General features: G+C 63.0%; 21 protein-coding genes. 9 read left to right on the top strand and 12 right to left on the bottom strand.

The annotated features are described in order from the left end of the window. The first annotated feature begins 90 nt into the window (after positions 1 to 90). The 7 genes from hemP to AB4Z53_RS29075 all read left to right on the top strand — a co-directional run bounded on the left by hemP (position 91) and on the right by AB4Z53_RS29075 (position 5,339). Complete coding sequence (gene hemP / locus AB4Z53_RS29045) at positions 91 to 270, top strand: hemin uptake protein HemP (RefSeq protein WP_441598958.1); 180 nt, start codon at positions 91 to 93, stop codon at positions 268 to 270. Positions 271 to 280: 10 nt separating this feature from the next. Next, entirely contained in the window at positions 281 to 1,342 is a 1,062-nt protein-coding gene (locus AB4Z53_RS29050) for a hemin-degrading factor (protein WP_162768602.1), read from the top strand. A 20-nt stretch (positions 1,343 to 1,362) separates the two neighbouring features. Then, a complete protein-coding gene (locus tag AB4Z53_RS29055) occupies positions 1,363 to 2,313 on the top strand; it encodes a heme/hemin ABC transporter substrate-binding protein (RefSeq protein WP_441598959.1) in 951 nt (316 codons plus the stop codon). Beyond that, positions 2,300 to 3,418 carry a FecCD family ABC transporter permease gene (locus AB4Z53_RS29060; protein ID WP_441598960.1) on the top strand — a complete coding sequence of 373 codons (1,119 nt, stop codon included), beginning with the start codon at positions 2,300 to 2,302 and terminating at the stop codon, positions 3,416 to 3,418. The genes AB4Z53_RS29055 and AB4Z53_RS29060 overlap by 14 nt, the downstream gene beginning before the upstream one ends. 8 nt (positions 3,419 to 3,426) lie before the next feature. Then, the gene (locus AB4Z53_RS29065; protein WP_441598961.1) at positions 3,427 to 4,218 is read left to right on the top strand and encodes a heme ABC transporter ATP-binding protein; all 792 of its coding nucleotides are present in this window, start codon (positions 3,427 to 3,429) and stop codon (positions 4,216 to 4,218) included. A 205-nt stretch (positions 4,219 to 4,423) separates the two neighbouring features. Next, entirely contained in the window at positions 4,424 to 4,789 is a 366-nt protein-coding gene (locus AB4Z53_RS29070; RefSeq protein ID WP_223725254.1) for a DUF883 family protein, read from the top strand. A gap of 118 nt (positions 4,790 to 4,907) precedes the next feature. Then, positions 4,908 to 5,339, top strand: coding sequence for a hypothetical protein (locus AB4Z53_RS29075; protein ID WP_223725255.1), 432 nt, complete (start codon positions 4,908 to 4,910; stop codon positions 5,337 to 5,339). A 42-nt stretch (positions 5,340 to 5,381) separates the two neighbouring features. On the opposite strand, the gene AB4Z53_RS29080 is transcribed toward AB4Z53_RS29075, so the two are convergent. The 3 genes from AB4Z53_RS29080 to AB4Z53_RS29090 all read right to left on the bottom strand — a co-directional run bounded on the left by AB4Z53_RS29080 (position 5,382) and on the right by AB4Z53_RS29090 (position 7,853). Then, positions 5,382 to 6,884 (bottom strand): sensor histidine kinase, encoded by a 1,503-nt coding sequence (locus AB4Z53_RS29080; RefSeq protein ID WP_291154188.1) that lies wholly within the window; start codon positions 6,882 to 6,884, stop codon positions 5,382 to 5,384. Positions 6,885 to 7,095: 211 nt separating this feature from the next. Beyond that, positions 7,096 to 7,650 (bottom strand): RNA polymerase sigma factor, encoded by a 555-nt coding sequence (locus AB4Z53_RS29085; RefSeq protein WP_113535624.1) that lies wholly within the window; start codon positions 7,648 to 7,650, stop codon positions 7,096 to 7,098. Between the two features lie 8 nt (positions 7,651 to 7,658). Next, positions 7,659 to 7,853 (bottom strand): NepR family anti-sigma factor, encoded by a 195-nt coding sequence (locus AB4Z53_RS29090; RefSeq protein WP_113535625.1) that lies wholly within the window; start codon positions 7,851 to 7,853, stop codon positions 7,659 to 7,661. 135 nt (positions 7,854 to 7,988) lie between these two features. On the opposite strand from AB4Z53_RS29090, the gene AB4Z53_RS29095 reads away from it, so the two are divergent. Then, positions 7,989 to 8,783, top strand: a complete 795-nt coding sequence (locus AB4Z53_RS29095) for a response regulator (protein ID WP_113535626.1) — start codon at positions 7,989 to 7,991, stop codon at positions 8,781 to 8,783. A 477-nt stretch (positions 8,784 to 9,260) separates the two neighbouring features. Here AB4Z53_RS29095 and AB4Z53_RS29100 read toward each other — a convergent pair whose 3' ends face one another. From AB4Z53_RS29100 to AB4Z53_RS29140, 9 genes are all read right to left on the bottom strand, one after another. Beyond that, entirely contained in the window at positions 9,261 to 10,844 is a 1,584-nt protein-coding gene (locus tag AB4Z53_RS29100; protein WP_441598962.1) for an FGGY-family carbohydrate kinase, read from the bottom strand. 145 nt (positions 10,845 to 10,989) lie between these two features. After that, a complete protein-coding gene (locus tag AB4Z53_RS29105) occupies positions 10,990 to 11,658 on the bottom strand; it encodes an HAD family hydrolase (protein ID WP_113535628.1) in 669 nt (222 codons plus the stop codon). A 111-nt stretch (positions 11,659 to 11,769) separates the two neighbouring features. Beyond that, a complete protein-coding gene (locus AB4Z53_RS29110; protein ID WP_113535629.1) occupies positions 11,770 to 13,254 on the bottom strand; it encodes a mannitol dehydrogenase family protein in 1,485 nt (494 codons plus the stop codon). A gap of 40 nt (positions 13,255 to 13,294) precedes the next feature. After that, positions 13,295 to 14,068: an L-iditol 2-dehydrogenase gene (locus AB4Z53_RS29115; protein ID WP_113535630.1), complete on the bottom strand. Its 774-nt coding sequence runs from the start codon at positions 14,066 to 14,068 to the stop codon at positions 13,295 to 13,297. After that, positions 14,065 to 15,069, bottom strand: coding sequence for an ABC transporter ATP-binding protein (locus AB4Z53_RS29120; RefSeq protein ID WP_113535631.1), 1,005 nt, complete (start codon positions 15,067 to 15,069; stop codon positions 14,065 to 14,067). Before AB4Z53_RS29120 ends, AB4Z53_RS29115 begins: the two co-directional genes overlap by 4 nt. A gap of 11 nt (positions 15,070 to 15,080) precedes the next feature. Then, complete coding sequence (locus AB4Z53_RS29125; RefSeq protein ID WP_223725263.1) at positions 15,081 to 15,911, bottom strand: carbohydrate ABC transporter permease; 831 nt, start codon at positions 15,909 to 15,911, stop codon at positions 15,081 to 15,083. A gap of 5 nt (positions 15,912 to 15,916) precedes the next feature. Then, complete coding sequence (locus AB4Z53_RS29130) at positions 15,917 to 16,789, bottom strand: carbohydrate ABC transporter permease (protein WP_104668038.1); 873 nt, start codon at positions 16,787 to 16,789, stop codon at positions 15,917 to 15,919. A 162-nt stretch (positions 16,790 to 16,951) separates the two neighbouring features. Beyond that, complete coding sequence (locus AB4Z53_RS29135; protein WP_441598963.1) at positions 16,952 to 18,262, bottom strand: ABC transporter substrate-binding protein; 1,311 nt, start codon at positions 18,260 to 18,262, stop codon at positions 16,952 to 16,954. A 198-nt stretch (positions 18,263 to 18,460) separates the two neighbouring features. Next, entirely contained in the window at positions 18,461 to 19,414 is a 954-nt protein-coding gene (locus AB4Z53_RS29140) for a sugar-binding transcriptional regulator (RefSeq protein ID WP_113535634.1), read from the bottom strand. Between the two features lie 311 nt (positions 19,415 to 19,725). Between AB4Z53_RS29140 and AB4Z53_RS29145 the strand changes: the two genes are divergently transcribed. Further along, on the top strand, positions 19,726 to 21,087 hold the full coding sequence (locus AB4Z53_RS29145; RefSeq protein WP_441598964.1) for an NAD(P)-dependent oxidoreductase: 1,362 nt from the start codon (positions 19,726 to 19,728) through the stop codon (positions 21,085 to 21,087). The last annotated feature ends 4 nt before the right edge of the window (positions 21,088 to 21,091 follow it).

A 21,091-nucleotide genomic window follows, 5' to 3' on the forward strand; every position in this document is an offset into this window, starting at 1 on the left:
TGAGTAATGAAGTCAAGATAGTAAACGAATTGCACGGCAGGAAATGCTGGAAAAACAGCGCAACCTGCCCGCTCGAAACGGCCAAACGCAGTGACCAACGACACAGACCTTGCACGCCCATCCGAGCCGCCGATCAAGGCCGGGCACGCGCAGCGGATTATCGAAAGTCGCGAACTTTTCGGCAGCGAAAACGAGATCCTCATTTCCCACGACGGCGCGATCTACCGCATGAAGATCACCCGCCAAGGCAAACTGATCCTGAACAAATAGGCAGATGAAAATGACCGAGAGCCTCCGCCCCACTCCTTCCGAAATCCGCGCCTACCGCGCCGAAAACCCGAAGATGCGCGAGCGTGATATCGCAGCCCAGCTTGGCGTTTCCGAAGCCGCTCTCGTCGCTGCCGAATGTGGGCTGACCGCCGTGCGCATCGATGCCGATGCCAACCGCTTCCTGTCGCGCGTCGAGGAACTCGGCGAAGTCATGGCGCTGACCCGCAACGAAAGCGCGGTTCATGAAAAGATCGGCGTCTACGAGAAGATCACCCCCGGCGAGATGGCGAGCATCGTGCTTGGCGAGCAGATCGATCTGCGCGTTTTCCCGAGCGCCTGGGCGCACGCCTTTGCCGTAACAAAGACCGATGACAAGGGCGAAGTCCGCAAGAGCCTGCAGTTCTTCGACAAGTGGGGCAATGCGGTGCACAAGGTGCATCTGCGCCCGGAATCGAATGTCGCGGCCTATGACAAGATCGTCGCGGATTTCCGCCTTGACGACCAGACGCAGGATTTCACCGCCGACTTGAGCGTGCCGGCAACCGACGACAAGCCGGAGACCGTGGTCGATGTCGTCGAACTGCGCGACCGCTGGATGAAAATGACGGACACGCACCAGTTCCACGGCATCCTGCGCAAGCTGAAGATCGGTCGTCGCCAGGCGCTCAGCAACATCGGCGAGGATTTCGCCTGGCAGCTCGACCCCTCCAGCATCGAAGCGATGATGCGCGAAAGCGCCGACGTCGAACTGCCGATCATGTGCTTTGTCGGCAACCGCGGCGTGATCCAGATCCATTCCGGCCCGATCGCCAAGATCGCGCCGATGGGCCCGTGGCTCAACGTCATGGACCCGACTTTCCACCTGCATCTGCGTACCGATCATATCGCCGAGCTCTGGGCCGTGCGCAAGCCGACCGCCGACGGCCATGTCACCTCGATCGAAGCGCTGGACGCCAAGGGCGAGATGATCATCCAGTTCTTCGGCAAGCGGAAGGAAGGTCTCGCTGAGCGTCCGGAATGGCGCGCGATCGCCGAAGGCCTGCCGCGTCTCGACACGACTGTCGCCGCCTGAGGACAGGATAGGACACTCAGATGATCAACGGTCTCGACATCCGTCGCCTTCGCCGCTCAGGACTGGCGATCGCCGCCTTAGCCCTTTCGGCTCCCTTCCTGCTTCCGGCGGTGGCGCCCGGCGCCCCCTCCTTCATCCGGCCGGCGATGGCCGAGGACATGCAGAATGCCGACGTCTCACGCGTCGTTTCCGTCGGCGGAGCGATCACCGAGATCATCTACGCGCTCGGCGAGGAAGATCGCCTCGTCGGTCGCGATTCCACCAGCACCTATCCGGAAGCGGCAAAGGCGCTGCCCGATGTCGGCTATATGCGCCAGCTCGCACCGGAAGGCATCATTGCGGCCAACCCGAGCGCGATCATTGCCGTCGAAGGCAGCGGCCCGCCGGAGGCTTTGGCTGTGCTGAAGCAAGCGAACATCGCCTTTACCAGCGTGCCCGAGACTTTCGACAAGGCCGGCATACCGTCGAAGATCCGCGCCGTCGGCGCCTTCCTGGGTGTCGAGGAAAAGGCCGAGACCCTGGCAAAGAGCGTCGAAGCCGATCTCGATGCAGCCATCGCCGAGAGCGCCGCCCGGCCGGAGAGTGAACGCAAGCGCGTGCTTTTCATCCTGAGCACCCAGGGTGGAAAGGTCATGGCATCGGGACAGGGAACTGCCGCCAACGGCATCATCGAGCTTGCCGGTGCCGTCAACGCAGTCGGCACTTTCCCCGGCTACAAGGCGCTGACCGACGAGGCGATCATCGAAGCCAAGCCCGATGTCGTCCTGATGATGGATCGCGGCGGCGAGCATTCCGCCGAGGCGAAAGAGCTCTTCGCCCTGCCGGCACTCAGCCTCACGCCGGCCGCAAAGAACGAAGCGCTGATCCGCATGGACGGTCTGCACCTGCTCGGCTTTGGCCCGCGCACCGCAAGTGCCGTCCGCGAACTGAATGCCGCCATATACGGGAAGAAGGCCAATGCCTCGCAGTGAGGCATTGGACCGCGGCATGCGCCTGACCGCCTTCGCCGCCGACATCCGCAGCGAATGGCGCTCCGGCAACCGTTCGCGGCTGGCGCGTCTCGTCATCGTCGCGCTGATCGCGTTTGCCGCCACGACCTTCGTCGGCTCGATCATGACCGGCGCTGCCGATGCGTCGCTCTCAAACGTCTGGCGCTGGCTGATCGGTGAAGCCGATCAGGGCTTGAGCATCCGCGACCGCATCATCATACTCGATATCCGCCTGCCGCGCGCCGTGCTCGGCATGCTCGTCGGCGCTTCGCTCGCCGTTTCCGGCGTCGTGATGCAGGGCCTCTTCCGCAACCCCTTGGCCGACCCCGGTCTCGTGGGCGTGTCCTCGGGCGCGAGCCTTGGCGCCGTGCTGCTGATCGTGCTCGGTACCGCTGCCTTCGGGCCGCTCTTTGCGCTATTCGGCTTCTATGCGCTGCCGGTGGCAGCCTTCATAGGCGGCCTCGTTACCACGCTGCTCCTCTACCGTATCGCCACCCGCGGCGGTCAGACGTCGATCGCCACGCTGCTGCTCGCCGGCATCGCGCTCGGCGCCCTAACCGGTGCCGTCACCGGTGTCCTGGTCTTCAGAGCCGACGACAAGCAATTGCGCGACCTGACTTTCTGGGGGCTCGGTTCGCTCGCCGGCGCCAACTGGACGAAGGTCCTGGCCGCGGCTCCGATCATTCTCGCCTCACTCGCGGTAACGCCTTTCCTGGCGCGAGGGCTGAACGCCATCACGCTTGGCGAGGCGGCCGCCTTCCACATGGGCATTCCCGTGCAGCGACTGAAGAACATCGCAATCGTCAGCGTCGCAGCCGCAACCGGCGCGTCCGTTGCCGTCAGCGGCGGCATCGGCTTCGTCGGCATCGTCGTCCCTCACCTGCTGCGGCTCGTCATCGGCCCCGATCATCGCTACCTGCTGCCGGCCTCGGCGCTACTTGGCGGCACGCTTTTGATCCTCGCCGACATGATTGCCCGCACCATCGTTTCCCCGGCAGAGCTGCCGATCGGCATCGTCACCGCCTTTATCGGCGCGCCGTTCTTCCTCTGGATTCTGCTGCGCGGCCGTTCGAACATGGGACTGTGAGCGAAACCATGATCAGCGTTTCCAATCTCTCCGTCCGCCTCGGCGGCCGACCCGTCATCCACGGCGTTTCGCTCGAGGCGCTGCCCGGCGCATTGACCGCCATCGTCGGCCCGAACGGCTCCGGCAAGACGACGACGCTGAAAGCGATCTCCGGAGAGCTTTCACCCGCCGACGGGACGATCCGCATCAACGGCCGCGACCTGCGCGGCCTGAAGCCATGGGAACTGGCGCTGATGCGCGGGGTGCTTCCCCAGTCGACCGTCATCTCCTTCCCCTTCACCGTGCGCGAGGTCGTGAGACTGGGCCTTGCCGCCGGCGCCAATGCGGATCCTGCCGCACACGACAGGGTCACGGTCGAGGCGTTGGAAGCGGTGGATCTGGCCGGTTTCGCCGGACGCTTCTACCAGGAACTGTCAGGCGGCGAGCAGCAGCGCGTGCAGCTTGCCCGCGTGCTCTGCCAGATCACCGATCCGGTCATCGACGGCGAGCCACGCTACCTGCTGCTCGACGAGCCGGTGTCCAGCCTCGATATCCGCCATCAGCTCGGGATCATGCAGCTCGCCCGCAAGTTCTGCGAGCGCGGCGGGGGCGTCGTTGCCGTGATGCACGATCTCAACCTGACGGCGATGTTCGCCGACAGAATGGTGATGATGAAGGCCGGCAAGGTCCGCGCCTGCGGTACGCCACGCGAGGTTCTGACCGACGAGACGATGGAAGCCGTCTTCGGCTGCCGCATGCAGGTGGGCGCCACACCGGCATCGCACGTGCCGTTCGTCCTGCCGCAGACGGCGACCCTCTGACGCCACGCCTCGGGTTCGCGCAAGCGCCCCGCGGCGTTGCCGGATTTCGCAGGCTTCAACATCAATATTGATCGAAACAATTTCCGCACTTGTGCGTTGTTCCCCCGAAGCGCCGGCAAGGGCCTCTAGTTGTGCCTGCTGGTTCCGTCAGACAGCGCCGACCGTTCGCGGCCGGCGCGTGCGTGAAAGGAAGGGAGTATCCATCATGGCACCTAGCCTCTTCTCCGGCTCGAGCTCGCGATCCACAAAAAATGGCAAACTCGCCGATATCTCCGTCGAGGAGCAGTTGAGCGAACTGCGCGATGACGTTGCAACACTGGTTGCGTTGTTGGCCGACCGCGGATCGGCGGCATCCAAGCAGGCCCGCAGCAAGGCACAGGACGCCCGCGAACAGGCCGAAGCGAGTGTAAGCGAGCTCTTGGCGAGCGGCGAAGAGTTGCTTACCGAGTTGCGCGGCCGGTATGCGGGAACCGAAAAGCAAGTTCGCCACGCGGTCCGCGAGCATCCGATCGCCACACTCGGAGCCGCCGCCCTGATAGGGCTCGCGGTGGCAGCATTGCTTCGTCGCTAACCTCAAATCGCATGGGGCCGCGGGCACAAGCTCGCGGTCCGAGCGATTGGGGAAGAGCATAGTTTGCAGCCCTCAATCCGCTCGAATTTCTGAGTGTCGATCACGACGGGAGTAGTGCATGGGACCGCTGACGGCCGCGCTCGCGAGCCTCTTGGCTGCCGACATCGGGGCCACCGCCTCTCGCGTGAAGCGCAACGCAGCCCTGTGGAGCGTCATAGGGCTGTTACTCGTCACTGCATATGTCTTCGCGCTCGCAGCCACTTTTCTTTATCTCAGCGCTCGCTACTCCCCGGTCGCGGCCGCCGCAGCGATCGCCGTCGCGCTGGTCGTCACCGCGCTGGTGCTGGTCGCTATCCTCATTTCGCTGCAGAACCGTGACCGTCGGCGCCAGGAAGAACGTCGCCGCCGAACGCAAATGCAGACCAATCTGACGCTCCTTGCGGCGGCAGGCATCCTGCGCAAACAGCCGCTTCTCGCCGTTGCGACCGCTATTGCCGTCGGCGCTCTCTTGGGTACCGGCAAGCGACGCGGACGCAAACAAGACGACTGATACGCACATCAGCCCTTTGCCTTGATGGCTAGGCCCGATTTTCTAAAGCGGCAGACGGATCAGCGCCGTGACCCCGGCAGGCAGATACTCGACCTTCACCGAGCTACCCAGCACCTTGTCGAGGCTGCGCTCGATGAGAATGGTGCCGAAGCCGCGCCGCTTCGGTTCGCGCACCGGCGGCCCGCCGACCTCGGTCCAGGTGAGATGCAGGATCGTGTCACCGTCTTCGACGACGTTGCGCGCGGTCAACACCACTTTTCCCTTCGGCACGGACAGCGATCCGTACTTCACCGCGTTGGTTGCAAGCTCGTGCAGAACCAATCCGAGACCCACGGCCTGGTCTGGACCAAGCGACACGTCATCCTTGTGCAGCTCGATCTGATCCGCATAGGCGCTCACATGCGGCAGCAATTGCTTGGCGATCAGGTCGGCAAGCCGGATGGTGCCCCATTCATGATCGGAGAGCAGACCATGCGCCTCGGAGATCGCCTGCAGGCGACCTGCAAAAGCGGTCATGAATTCTGCTGGGTCGCTTGTCTGGCGAAGCGTCTGGCGCGCAAGCGATTGCAGCATGGCCAGCGTGTTCTTGACCCGGTGATTGAGTTCCTTGAGCAGCAGCCGCGTGCGCTGCACCGAAGCCTGCTGGTCGGTGACATCGATCGTCACGCCGATGAAGGTGAGCGGATTGCCCTTGCTGTCCCGGTCGTGCACGCGGCCGCGGCCGAGCAGCCATCGACCGGTATCGCCGATGCGGAACATCCCGTCATATTCGTCGTCGGCCTTCATCGCCTGGCGAAGCTTGGAAAACGTCGCGCCGCGATCGTCGACATGGATCGCACCGAAGATCTCCCGCGCACCGACGGAACTTTCGGCCGAGAGCCCGAACATGCGTTTCAGCGCGCTGTTGCCGGCGATCGCGCCCGAGCGGATATCCCACAGCCAGCTGCCGATATTGGCTGCCTCGAGCGCCATCGCATGGCGCTGCTCCTCGCGCGACAACGCCGCTTCCTTCAGCGCGCGCCGACGTGCCTCGTCCTTGACCTTGAACAGGGATGCGGCGAGCGCGGCCAGCCGGCACAACTGATCGACGAGCGGTGGCGACACCGCGGAGCGCGGCTTGTCGTCGAACACGCAGACCGTACCCACCGCCTGCCCGTCGAGCACGATCGGCGCACCGGCATAGAAGCGCAAGAATGGCGGCCCCTTGACCTGCCGGTGACGCGCGAAGCGCGGATCGATCGAAGCATCGGGCACGACGAGGCAGGCGTCGGCTGCGGTCGACACATGCGCGCAGAATGCGTCTTCGGATGGGGCACGGGTCTCGTCGGTGCCGACGGCGGCCTTGAACCATTGCCATTCACGGTCGATTAGCGTCACCAGCGCAATCGGAGCGTCGAAAAGTCCTGCGGCGATTTCGACGATCCCGTCGAAGTCCCGGTCCGGAACGGCCATATCGGGCACGGTTGCATGCAGAACGCCAAGACGCTCGGGCGCGTCGAGCAGCCTCGTCACGGGCGGATCCGTTTTCTCTGTCCTCACGCGCATACGGTCTCAATTCTCAATCTGAACGGGATCAGGAGCCCTCAGAGCCTACCCGCTTCCCGCTCGATCTTGGAAACGTCTCGCCCCAAAATCGTCATCACTGCGCATTCGTCAGTCGATGCCAGCCGTTACGGCCTGTCCCTTTGGGCTCAAGCCGCCAGTGAAAGCAGGACACCGCCAGTTTTGCAACGGTGTCCTGCCCGAAATTCTACCCTCAGGAGACGAAGGCGCGCGACGTGATCGGAGCCGAGGTTTCATCCGGTCCGTAGTCGTTTTCACCTTTCACCTGCAGGATATCCTGCAGCCGCTGGCGCGCGCGGTTGACCCGGCTCTTGATCGTACCGAGGGCACAGCCGCAGATCGTCGCTGCCTCCTCGTAGGAAAAGCCGGACGCTCCGACCAGGATGATGGCTTCGCGTTGATCCGGCGGCAGCATATCGAGCGCCCGTCGGAAATCCTGCAGGTCGAGCGAGCCGTATTGCTCGGGATGATGGGCGAGCGACTCCGTGAAGTGTCCGTCCGTATCCTGCACCTCGCGCCCGCGCTTGCGCATCTGGCTGTAGAGCTCGTTGCGCAGGATCGTGAAGAGCCAGGCCTTCATATTGGTGCCCATCTCGAAATGGTCCTGCTTCGCCCAGGCCTTCATGATCGTGTCCTGCACCAGGTCGTCGGCGCGGTCGTGGCGACCGATCAACGACATGGCGAAAGCACGCAGGCTCGGCAACGCGGCAAGCATCTCTCGCTTGAAATCATTCTTTTCGGACGACATTCCGGCACTCACTCCCTGCCCTGCAGTACCGATTGCTGCTCGGCTGCGTCGAGTTTTTCCAGAAGATCGAGAAAACGCGCGGGTATCGCCTCTTCCTGAACGGACTGATAGAGCGCCTTCAGCTTCGATGCGATCTGCGCATTCGGGTCTTCTGTCCATAAGGTCGTGCCGGTAGTCCGCCCTGCCCCTGTTTTATATTTCATTGTCAAACTGTCGCCTTCGAGTGTCCATAGCCGCCATAACGCAGCAGAAAATTGAAATGTTCCCTCACGGAACCTTTTTTTACGAGGAGCGTTCTCGGAACGTCACCGTAAAACGATTTTCGAGGGAGTTCCCCTATGACATTGTCCACGCGGATCGCACCGCTTCTGCCGTATCTGCGCCGTTACTCGCGAGCGCTGACCGGCTCGCAGACATCAGGCGACGCCTATGTTGCAGCCGTTCTCGAAGCGCTGATCGCCGACACGTCGATTTTCCCGGAAGCAAGCAATGATCGCGTTGGCCTGTTCCGGCTGTTCACGTCACTCTTCGGTTCCTCGTCCGTGCTTGTGCCGGAACCGGTCTCGCCCTTTGCCTGGGAACAGCGCGCGTCGATCAATCTCGCAACCGTCTCGCCTCTTGCCCGTCAGGCCTTCCTGCTGGTCTCTGTCGAAGGCTTCCGCCCGGAGGAAGCCGCCGAAGTTCTCGACGTGTCCACCGAAAAGGTCGGTGGCCTGCTCGACCGCGCCTCGCAGGAAATCTCGCGTCAGGTCGCAACCGATATCATGATCATCGAGGACGAGCCGCTGATCGCCATAGACATCGAACAGATGGTCGAGAGCCTCGGCCACCGGGTCACCGGCATCGCCCGGACGCGCGACGAAGCCATCGCCCTCTACAAGAGGACCCGGCCAAGCATGGTGCTTGCCGACATCCAGCTCGCCGACGGCAGCTCGGGCATCGACGCCGTCAACGACATCCTGAAGACCAGCGCCATTCCGGTGATCTTCATCACCGCCTTCCCCGAACGACTCCTGACCGGTGAACGGCCGGAACCGACCTTCCTGGTCACCAAGCCGTTCAACCCGGATATGGTCAAGGCGCTGATCAGCCAGGCGCTGTTCTTCAACGAATCCACCAAGGCGGCGGCCTGAGTGCAACCTGCATGTTTCCTTTGATCGCAGTCGGTCAAAGGCAAACATGCAGGTAATTCAGAATACTGCGGCGTCGTGCGCCTTCAATGGCGTTCGGCGCCGTCGTGCATTTTGACGCTTCGTCTAAGCGGCAAATCGATCGGCCTTCCCCAAATCATGCTTGCCCAAATCATGTTTTCGCCCTTTCCTGACATTCGCGCCAGGGCACGCACCGACCACATTGCATGTCGACCGGCCCATCCCGCAATTTCACAGTTCCGCAGCATCTCTTCGGCTACCCCAGAAACACGACAGCCAGTGCCGAGGGAAGGCACTGGCTGGTATGTGCAACTCACTCGGGGAGTGTGAGTTGTAGGCCGGCGGGTCTGCCTCCGGCGCGGCATTGGGGGCTATGCGCGCCACCGTCCGGTCGCAATCAAAATGCGCGACGGGGCAAAAAGTTCCATGCACCTGGCCCGACCGTTTCCGTTGGCCGGTTCACTGCATCCCGTCGAGTTCGTCGCGGTGGCGGTAGAGCGCCAGGAAACGGCGGTAATCGCGGTCGTAAGCGTCACGAGCGCTTGCATTCGGCAGGCGTTCATGTCCGTCCGACGCCATGGCCGTGCCCGCAGCTGCCAGGTCCTCATGAATGCCGCCGGCAACCGCCGCCGCCATTGCCGTACCGAGCAGCACCGCATCCGGCGCCTCAGGCGCCACGACCCGGCAACCGGTGACATCGCAGTAAAGCTCCATCAGCAGCGCATTGCGGACATGGCCGCCGGTGACGTGCAGCGTGTCGAGCTGGTAGCCGACCTCGCGCATCATCTCCAGGATGTGACGGATGCCGAGCGCGATCGCGACACAGGTGCGCCAATAGAGGCGGCAAAGCGCGTCGAAGGAGGAATCGAGCGGCAGGCCGCTGATGACACCCAGACCATGCGGGTCGGCGAGCGGCGAGCGGTTGCCATGGAAATCGGGCAGCACGTGCAGCCGATCGGCAAAGGCCACCCCCTGCTCGGCACGCAGTTCCTGCACGCGGGAAATGATCCGGCCATGGGTCGCCGCCGTCGGCTCCAGGCCACCGCCATGCAGCCGCACGATATGGTCAAGCAGCGCGCCGGTCGCCGACTGGCCGCCCTCGATCAGCCAAGCCCCGGGAAGAACCGCTTCGTAATAGGGGCCCCACATGCCGAAGCCCGGCTTCATGTCCTTGGAAAAGGCGACGATGCAGCTCGACGTGCCGGCGATCAGCGCCAGTTGCTTTTCGAGCTTCTCCGGTTTCCCGATGAAGCCGCCGACGACGCCGAGCGCCCCGGCATAGGCATCGATCATCCCCGGCGCCACCTGGCAGCCCTCGTCCAGACCGAGTTCGGCCGCTGCCGTTGCATTCAGATGCCCGACCGAACTTCCGATCGGCAAGCTTTCCTCCGGCAATCCGCCGCGCTCCAGCAGGTCCTCAAGTCCGATCTTTTCGAGATAGTCGGACTGCCAGCCGCGTTTCTCATGCGCCAGATAGTTCCACTTCGCCGTCAGCGTGCAGCGCGAACGTGCAGCACTGCCCGTCGCTCTCCAGGAAAGATAGTCGGCAAGATCGAAGAAGAATCCGGCCTTCTGCCACTGTTGCGGCAGATTGCGCTTCAGCCACATCAGCTTCGGCATTTCCATTTCCGGCGACATGACGCGCCCGGAAAAGTCGAGCACCGGATGGCCGGTCGCTGTGCAGAAATCCGCCTCGGCGAGCGCGCGATGGTCGAGCCAGACGATCGTGTCCCAGCGCGCCTCGCCCTTGCGGTTGACCGAAAGCGGCTTGCCCTCGCGGTCGCGTACCACCAGCGAGCACGTTGCGTCGAACCCGATCGCAGCAACGCCTTCCGCGGCGATCCCGGCCTTGTCTCTCGCCGCCTTGACCGCGCCGCAGACGGCGCGCCAGATATCCTCGGAATCATGCTCGGCATGGTTTTCTTCCGGCCGGTTCATGGCGATCGGCAGGTCGGCACGCGCTAGCAGCATGCCCTTCCGGTCAAAGATACCGGCGCGCGCACTGCCGGTACCGACATCGACCGCAACGACGAATTCACGCATCAATGAAAGTCCCGCCCCCTGGGTCACGGTCGTTTCGGGTCGCTCGACCCGAAGTCAAAACCGCGATCGATTGTCATAACTCAGAGCGGGGATGCGAACGCAAAATTGCTCACACCATCCTCGTCCCGCTCTCGTTCCATCCCTGCTATCTGCCGACAAACTGTAACAATTCACCCATGTCGTCAAACAGCACGTCGGGGCTGAGATCGGAGAGACTTTGCCGATGCTTGTCAGTTCGCGCGTGGCTACCGCCGGCAAAGGCGAAGACCCGCATGCCCGCCGCCTTCGCCGCTTCGATACCGGCCGGGCTATCCTCGACGACGACACAATCCTCAGGCGCGAAACCCATGTGTCGGCTCGCATGCAGGAAGAGGTCGGGCGCCGGCTTGCCGTGTTTCACCATTGTGGCGGAGAAGATGTTCGGCTCGAAGAGGTCGATGAGGCCGGTGACGGTGAGCGACAGGCGGATGCGTTCCGGCTGGCTGGACGAGGCGACGCAGCACGCGCCCGAAAGCCCCTCGACCGCCTGGCGAATTCCCGCAATCGGCTGCAGTTCGGTGCGGAAACGATCGTAAAGGCGAAGGCGCATGCCTTCGAGAAACGCGTCATCGGTGGCAAGACCGTATTCCTCGTGGAGGATCGCCGACATGCTCTTCAGGCTGCGCCCGAGAAAGCGTTCCGTCGCTTCCTCGGTGGTCATCGAAACGCCGGCGGCCGAGAGAACGTCCACCAGCACCTCCAGCGAGATCGGTTCGCTGTCGACCAGCACACCGTCACAATCGAAAATCACCAGCCTGGACTGACCGTCCGCCATCGCACCCTACCCCTTACAGCGCCGCGCGTCTTTCAAGGGCGCGCCAAGGTCGCTGCAACACTTTGAATTGGCGCATAATTTGATGCCCGGAGCCGCGTTCGACCCAGGGAATTATGCGGTGAGCTTGTCGTCCAGATAAAGCTGGAGCGTAGCGCGCGTACCTTTTTCCCAGAGGGTTTTCAATGCATGGCTGAAACGTTGGCGGAAGAGGTCGGAGCGCGCGACGTCGCCGAAGATATCGCCGAGAGCCAGAAAGGCCATCGGATCGTCCTTGGCGGCAAGTGCGGCCTTGTTCAGCCGGTCGGCGCTCTGGTCGTTGAAAACGATCGCCTTGCCGCTGTCCGACGTGCCTGCGAAGTAACGGCACCACAGCGCCGAAACCAGCGAGAGACCCACGACGTCCTCGCCGCGCGCCAGCCGGTCGGCGGTCGAAGGCAGGATGAATTTCGGCTGCCGGTTGGAGCCGTCCTGCGCCAGCCGCGGGATCGTGTCGCCGATCTTCGGATTGGAAAAGCGCGTCTCGATCAGCGTGTAGTAGTCGCCAAGATCGGTGTTCGGCACCGGCGGAATGACCGGGATGATCTCGTCATGTTCGAGCTTGGCAAGGAAGGCCCGGATCAGCGGCTCCTCCATCGCCTCATGGACGAAATGAATGTCGAGCAAGGCGGCGGGATAGGCGATCGCCGCATGCCCGCCGTTGAGGATGCGGATCTTCATGTGCTCGTAGGGCGCGACATCGGGCACGAACTGGACGCCGACCTTCTGCAGCGCCGGGCGGCCAAGCGGGAAATGATCCTCTAGCACCCACTGCTTGAACTCCTCGCAGAACACCGGCCAAGCGTCCTCAATGCCGTATTCGTCGGCGACGATGCCGATCTCTCGCGCACCTGTCGCCGGTGTGATCCGGTCGACCATGCCGTTCGGAAAGGCGACATTGGCCTCGATCCAGTCGGCGAAGGCCGGGTCGAACAGACGGGCGAGCCCCGCGACTGCCGCGTGAGTGACTTCGCCATTGCCCGGAATGTTGTCGCAGGACATTACGGTGAAGGGCGGCACGTTCCTGTCGCGACGCGCCTTCAGGCCGGCGACGATCAGTCCGAACACCGTCTTCGGGGTCGCCGGGTTCTGCGCATCGGCAACGATATCAGGGTGGGTCGGGTTGAACACACCCGAGGCCGGATCGATGAAATAGCCGCCTTCGGTGATCGTCAACGAGACGATGCGGATTGCCGGATCGGTAAGCCGCGCAACGATCGCCGCGGCATCGCCGGGTTCCAGATAGTCGATCATCGCGCCGGTGACATGGGCGCCGGTGCGGTTGTTGTCCTGCTCGACGACGGTCGTCAGGAAATCCTGCGCAGCGAGCTTGGCGCGCATCGTTGCGTCGGAGGGAAGCACACCGGCGCCGACGATGGCCCAGTCCCTGTCGTGGCCGGCGTTGAAGAGATCGTCGAGATAGACGGCCTGATGCGCCCGGTGGAAGTTGCCGACGCCGAAGTGCACGATGCCAGCCGTCAGTTGCGATCGGTCGTAGTTCGGCACGCCGGCCTTGGCCTTGATCGTGTCGAGGGCGGCAGTTGAGAGTTTGGTCGTCATGGTCCCGTATCCTTTCGAGGCTTCACCGGCTGGCGCGGGCTCAGCTCATCCAGTTGCCGCCGTCGACGTTGTAGGTCTGCGAGACGACGTAGTCGCTCTCGGCCGAAGCGAGGAAGATCGCCATTCCCGTCAGGTCCGCAGCCGTTCCCATGCGACCGAAGGGCACCTCTGCGCCGACGAGCTTCTTCTTTTCGCCGCGCGGGCGGTTCTCATATTTGGCAAAAAGCGCATCGACGCCGTCCCAGTGCTCGCCATCGACGACGCCGGGCGCGATCGCGTTGACGTTGATGCCGTGCTTGATGAGATTGAGCCCGGCAGACTGGGTGAGGCTGATGACCGCCGCCTTGGTGGCGCAATAGATGGCGACCAACGCTTCGCCGCGACGTCCCGCCTGGCTCGCCATGTTGATGATCTTGCCGCCCCGCCCTTGCGCGATCATCTGCTTTGCGGCCGCCTGCAGCGTGAACAGCGTGCCGGCAACGTTGATCGAAAACAGCCGGTCGTAGCTGTCGCGGGTGATCTCGACGATCGGTGCAAGATCGAAGAGCGCGGCGTTGTTGACGAGGATGTCGAGGCAGCCCGTTTCCTTCACAACCAAAGCGATTGCCGCGTCGATCGATGCCTGGTTGGTGACGTCCATCTCGACCGCATAGGCGCCGGCACCGATCTCGGAGGCCGTCTGCCGCGCACGCGCGATGTTGATATCGGCGATCGCGACCGTGGCGCCTTCGCCGATATAGGCTTCCGCGAAAGCACGACCGATCCCCCGCGCTGACCCTGTGATCAGCGCGCTCTTTCCTTCAAGCCGTTTCATCGGACCGCCAGCCCCTTGTCGTCAAACCTATGCACGCGCTGCGGATCGGGCGTCAGGAACACGCGATCGCCGTGCGTCACGGCGAAATCACCGCTGACGCGCGCCGTCACCGTGCCGATGCCGCCATCGACATTGACATGAAGGAACGTATCGGAGCCGAGATGTTCGGCGACGCCGACCGTGCCCTGCCACGCGCCGCTGTCCTTGGAGAGTGCCAGATGCTCTGGTCGGATCCCCATCGTATGAGTCTGATAGGCGGAAGCCGCCGCACCGCTGACGAAGTTCATGCGCGGCGAACCGATGAAGCCGGCGACGAATAGGTTGTCCGGCTTGTGGTACAGGTCGAGCGGCGAGCCCACCTGCTCGATACGGCCACGGTTCAGCACCACGATCTTGTCGGCCATAGTCATGGCTTCCACCTGGTCGTGGGTGACGTAGATCATCGTCGTCTTCAGGTCCTGGTGCAGCTGGCTGATTTCCAGCCGCATGTTGACACGCAGTGCCGCATCGAGGTTCGACAGCGGCTCGTCGAAGAGGAACGCCTTCGGCTGACGCACGATCGCCCGGCCGATCGCAACGCGCTGGCGCTGGCCGCCGGAAAGCTGCCGCGGCTTGCGGTCGAGATAGTCGGTGAGGTTCAAAACGCGGGCCGCGTCCGACACCTTCTTGTCGATGACGGCCTTGTCCTCGCCCGCCATCTTCAAGGGAAAGGCGATGTTCGAGCGCACGCTCATATGCGGATAGAGCGCGTAGGACTGGAACACCATCGACAGGCCGCGCTGGGCCGGCGGCAGTTCGGTGGCATTCTTGCCGTCGATGACGATGTCACCGTCACTGACGTCTTCGAGGCCGGCGATCAGCCGGAGCAGCGTCGACTTCCCGCAACCTGACGGGCCGACGAAGACGACGAACTCGCCATTGTTGATGTCGAGGTCGATCGAGGGGATGACGGCATGGGCGCCGAAGACCTTCGAAACCTTGCTGAGTGTAATGCTTCCCATTGTCGTATCCCTTATTTGACCGCGCCGAAGGTGAGGCCGCGTACGAGCTGCTTCTGCGAGAACCAGCCAAGTATGAGGATGGGGGCGATCGCCATGGTCGAGGCTGCCGAGAGCTTGGCGTAGAACAGGCCTTCGGGGCTCGAATAGGAGGCGATGAAGGCCGTGAGCGGCGCTGCCTTGGCGGCGCTGAGGTTCAGCGTCCAGAACGCTTCGTTCCAGGCGAGGATGATGTTCAAGAGCAGCGTCGAGGCGATGCCGGGGATCGCCATCGGCGTCAGCACATAGATGATCTCCTTGGAGAGCGAGGCGCCGTCCATGCGCGCAGCCTCCAGGATCTCGCCGGGGATCTCCTTGAAGTAGGTGTAGAGCATCCAGATGATGATCGGCAGGTTGATCAGCGTCAGCACGATCACGAGGCCTGTGCGGGTGTCGAGCAGGCCGGTGTTGCGGAACATCAGGTACATCGGCACCAGCACGCCGACCGACGGCATCATCTTGGTGGAGAGCATCCACATCAAGACGTCCTTGGTGCGCTTGGTCGGCGAGAACGCCATCGCCCAGGCGGACGGAATGGCGATGATGAGACCGATCAGCGTCGAGCCGAAGGAGATGACGACCGAGTTCATGAAGTGCAGGAAGTAATTCGAGCGGCTTTGCACCTCGTGATAGTTCTCCGTCGTCCAGTCGAAGAAGAACAGCGACGGCGGCGAAGCGATCGCTTCTGCCTCGGTCTTGAAGCTCGTCAGGAACGTCCAGAGGATCGGGAAGAAGATCAGGATGCCGATCGTCCAGGCGACGACGGTGACGACGATCTTTCTTTGGGTGGAGACGTTGCGTGCCATGGTTCTCAAGCCTCCAGCGTCTTGCCGATCATGCGCATCAGGAAGAATGCGACGATGTTGGCGAGGATGACCGCGATAATGCCGCCAGCCGAAGCACCGCCCACGTCGAACTGCAGCAGGGCCTGCGCATAGACGAGGAAGGTCAGGTTGGTGCTCTGCGTGCCCGGGCCGCCATTGGTGGTGACCAGGATTTCGGCGAAGACCGAGAGCAGGAAGATCGTCTGGATGAGAATGACGACCGTGATCGCGCGGGAAAGATGCGGCAGCACCAGGTAGATGAAGCGGCTCCAGGCGCCGGCGCCGTCCATCTGCGCTGCTTCCTTCTGCTCTTCGTCGAGCGACTGCAGCGCCGTCAGAAGGATCAGCGTCGCAAAGGGCAACCATTGCCAGGCGACGATCAGGATCACCGACATCAACGGCGCATTAGCGAGGAAGTCGAAGGGCTGCAGCCCGAAGAGCTTGGCGATCCAGGCAAAGAGCCCGTTGACCGGGTTCATGAACATGTTCTTCCAGACGAGTGCCGCCACTGTCGGCATGATGAGGAAGGGCGCGATTACCAGGATGCGCACGATCCCCTGCCCGAACATCGGCTGGTCGAGAAGCAGCGCCAACGCGATGCCGCCGACGACGGTGATGAATAACACGCCGAGCACGATCGCCAGAGTATTGAAGATCGCCTGGAAGAAAGCGGGATCGGTCAGGAAGTATTTGTAGTTCGTGAAGCCGGCAAACTCTTCCATGCCCGGCATCAGAAGATTGTAGCGCAGGAACGAGAAGTAGATCGTCATGGCCAGGGGAACGATCATCCAGGCCAGAAGCAGAAGCACCGAAGGCGCGATCATCAGCCGCGCGGCGGAGCGTGTGTGCAAGGTCGCCATGGCGTCCCCCAAATGATGGAATTCAACGCTTGTTCGAGAGCTCGGACCGGGCGCGCGTGGGCTCGCCGCGCGCGCCGCGGAAATTCCTCCAGGAGAGCCGCCCGAAGGAGAATTACCGGGGCGCCGGCCATTTGCGGCCAGCACCCCGGGCCCTTGGGAGCCTCACTTGATGTAGCCGGCCTTGGTCATCTCACGCTCGGTGAGCTGCTGGGCGCTGGCAAGTGCCTGGTCGACGCTCATCTGGCCTGCAAGCGCTGCCGAGAACTGCTGGCCCACCGCCGTGCCGAGACCCTGGAATTCCGGGATCGCCACGAACTGCACACCGACATAGGGAACCGGCTTCACCGCCGGGTTCTTCGGGTCGGCCGCGTTGATCGAGTCGAGCGTCATCTTCGCGAACGGCGCCGCCTTCTGGTACTCGGGGTTGGCGTAGAGCGAGGTGCGCGTGCCCGGAGGTACGTTGGCCCAGCCTTCCTTGTCGGCGACGAGCTTCAGATAGTCCTTGCCGGTTGCCCAGGAGATGAACTTCTCGGCCGCGGCCACCTTCTGCGAACCCGCGGGGATCGCGAGGTTCCAGGCCCAGAGCCAGTTGCCGCGCTTGCCAAGCCCGGTGTCGGGAGCAAGCGCAAAACCGACCTTGTCAGCAACCGTCGATTCCTTCGGGTTGGTGACAAAGGACGCAGCCACGGTCGCATCGATCCACATGCCGCACTTGCCGGTCTGGAACAGCGACAGGTTCTCGTTGAAGCCGTTGGAGGAGGCGCCGGGCGGTCCGGCGTCGTTCATCAGCTTGACGTAGAAGTCGAGCGCGTTCTTCCACTCCGGCTGGTCGAACTGCGGCTTCCAGTTCTCGTCGAACCAGCGGGCGCCAAAGGCGTTCGCGGTCGCCGTCAGGAAGGCCATGTTCTCGCCCCAGCCGGCCTTGCCGCGCAGGCAGATGCCGTAGATTTCGGCGTTCTTGTCGGTGATCTTGCGCGCCGCGTCGGCAATGAAGTCCCAGGTCGGTGCGTCGGGCATCGTCAGCCCCGCCTTCTCGAACAGGTCCTTGCGGTACATCACCATCGAGCTTTCGCCGTAGAAGGGTGCTGCATAGAGCTTGCCGTCGATAGTGAGGCCCGAGCGGATCGCCGGCAGCAGGTCGTCGACATCGTAGTCGGCGCCAAGATTGTCGAGCGGCAGCAGCCAGCCCTGCTTCGCCCAGATCGGCACTTCATAGGTGCCGATCGTCATGATGTCGTACTGGCCGCCCTTGGTGGCGATATCGGTCGTCACGCGCTGGCGCAGCACGTTTTCCTCAAGCGTTACCCACTCGAGCTGAATGTCCGGATTCTTGGACGTGAAATCTTCCGTCAGCTTCTGCATCCGGATCATGTCGCCGTTGTTCACGGTCGCAATCGTCAGGGTTTCTGCTTGGGCCAGACCCGTCAGTGCGACTGCCGAGCACGTGCCCAGCAGGAAAGTTCTCAAGTTCATCGACTTCCTCCCAGAAGAAATGAGCATTTGCCTCGCTCATGGGCAATTACTCACTTCCCGTGACAAAATGTCAATGTGCAATCGTTGCTGCGCTGCACACAGGAACATTAGAAGACTGTTTTGATTGCCGATTTTTTCGTTGCGCAAACGCGAAGGGCCGGCGCGTCGGCCGGCCATTTCAATCGTTTCGTATTGCGATCATGCGTTGAGCAGATAGCTCGCCGTCGCCTCATCGGTGATGAGGCCGTTGATGATTCCGCCCTTCACGGCCGCCCTCAGGGCTTCATATTTGCGCCGGCCCTTGGCAAGACCAATCACCGACGCCTTGTCCCGCGAGGGAAGCGGCACCGACGCGACGCGTTCGTTGAAGCTGCCGGATAGCAGCGCGCCGTCATGATCGAACATCCAGCCGCAGATCTCGCCCGCCGCCCCGGCCCGAGTGAGGTCGGCCATCTCCTCCTGCGCCAGAAACCCGTCCTGGCAGAGTGGCGCATCGGGCCCGAGTTCGCCGACGCCGACGAAGGCGACATTGGCTTCGGCCCCGAGCTTCAGCGCCACCTGCACCAGGCTCTGGCTGTGCAGCACCTCCCGCTCCTCAGCCGAAGCGGCAAGCACCGGCAACGGCATCGGGAAATGCCGGGCCTTGACCGCATCGGCCATGCTGAAGATGACGTTGTAATAGGCGGCCGAGCCGTCGAGGCCGATATTGCCGGTGAGTGACACGATGCGGTGCTGCGGACATTCCATCGGCGGCAACTGGTCGACGGCTGCCTTCAATGTGCGGCCTGTGCCGATCGCCAGCACCTGCGGCTCCGGCGACTTCAGCCAGCGCTCGATCTCTGCCGCTCCTGCCTCGGCGATGCCGACGGTCGTCGAAGTCGAACCGGGATCGCTCGGCACCACCTCTACATGTTTCAGTCCGTATCTGTCGCGAAGACCGGCGGCCGCCTCCAGGCATGCGGCAATCGGATGGTCGAGCCGGACCTTGATCAGCCGCTCGGACATGGCGAGCGAAACCAGCCGCTGCGCCGACTGGCGCGAGATTCCCATGACGGTCGCGATCTCATCCTGGGTGCGGCCGGCGACATAGTATAGCCAGCCAGCCCGGGCAGCATCGTCAAGCCTGTTGTTCGCCTCGCCCCTGCGCGCCATCGCGGTTCTCCGTTCCCCCGATCACGATACTTTTGGATCCTGTCGATCCAAAAGTATCGTGATCGATCCTCATAAGCAGAGCGGGGTGCGGGCGGAAAACCGCGCACACTTTTCCTCACCCCGCTCTGATTTGCTGCCACTATTTGCCCCACCCTGTCAAACAGCGACCAAGAACAAGGGCTTGGCATGTCTGGCGCAAAGCCCCGGATCGCAAGGCTTTCCGGTCAATTCCACCTCAAACTTTTACCGTTTGATAAAAAAATAAAGCGTGTTACCGTTCCATCATCCTGAGAAAACATTGGGAGCCAAAAATGGGAACGACACAATCTGGGATCCTCGGCGGCCGCCTGCCGCTCGGGGAGTACGAGAGCAATTTTTCCGACCTGCATCCGCCGCTCGACAAGCACGAGGCCCTCGTCGCTTCCGACCGCTGTTATTTCTGTCATGACGCGCCGTGCATGACGGCCTGTCCCACCTCCATCGATATCCCGCTGTTCATTCGGCAGATATCGACGGGCAACCCGATCGGATCGGCCAAGACGATCTTCGATCAGAACATTCTCGGCGGCATGTGCGCCCGCGTCTGTCCCACCGAAACGCTCTGCGAACAGGCCTGCGTTCGCAACACCGCCGAGGAGCGCCCGGTCGAAATCGGCCGCCTGCAGCGCTATGCGACCGACGTGGCGATGAAGGAGAACAAGCAGTTCTACACCCGCGCCGCTTCCTCCGGCCGCAAGGTCGCCGTCGTCGGCGCCGGCCCGGCGGGACTCGCTGCGGCCCATCGGCTGGCCGTCAAGGGCCACGACGTCGTGATCTACGACGCCCGTCCGAAGTCGGGCGGCCTCAACGAATATGGCATCGCCGCCTACAAGTCGGTCGATGACTTTGCGCAGAAGGAAGTCGACTACGTGCTGTCGATCGGCGGCATCGAGGTGCGCAACGGCCAGGCACTCGGCAGCGATTTCAGCCTCTCCGAACTCTCTGAACAATATGACGCCGTCTTCCTCGGCCTCGGCCTTGCCGGCGTCAACGCACTGCGCCTCGAAGGTGAAAATGCCGAAGGCGTTGACGACGCCGTCGACTTCATCGCTGCACTCCGCCAGTCCAAGACCAAGGCCGACATCCCGGTCGGTCGCCGCGTCGTCGTTCTCGGCGGCGGCATGACCGCCATCGACGCGGCCGTACAGGCGAAGCTCCTCGGCGCCGAAGAGGTGACGATCTGCTACCGCCGCGGCAAGGAGAACATGAACGCCTCCGAGTTCGAGCAGGATCTGGCAGCGTCCAAGGGCGTCACCATCCGCCACTGGCTGCAGCCGAAGCGCATTGCCGAGAAGGATGGCAAGGTCGCCGGCATCGAGCTGGAATACACGACGCTCGAAGACGGAAAGCTGACGGCGACGGGCGAAACGGGTATCATTGCCGCTGACCAGATCTTCAAGGCAATCGGCCAGAGCTTCCTCGGAAGTGGCCTCGGCGCCCTGAAACTCGAAGGCGGCCGTATCGTCGCCGATGCCGAAGGGCGAACCTCGATCGACAACGTCTGGGCCGGCGGCGACTGCGTGCTCGGCGGCGAAGACCTCACGGTCTCGGCTGTCGCCATGGGTCGCGATGCGGCTGAATCGATCAACCGGGCCTTCGCTGCGGCAGCACCGCACGCGAGCGCAGTTGCCTAAAGGA

It is taken from the genome of Ensifer sp. 2TAB8 (assembly GCF_052115125.1).
Classification (GTDB): Bacteria; Pseudomonadota; Alphaproteobacteria; order Rhizobiales; family Rhizobiaceae; genus Ensifer.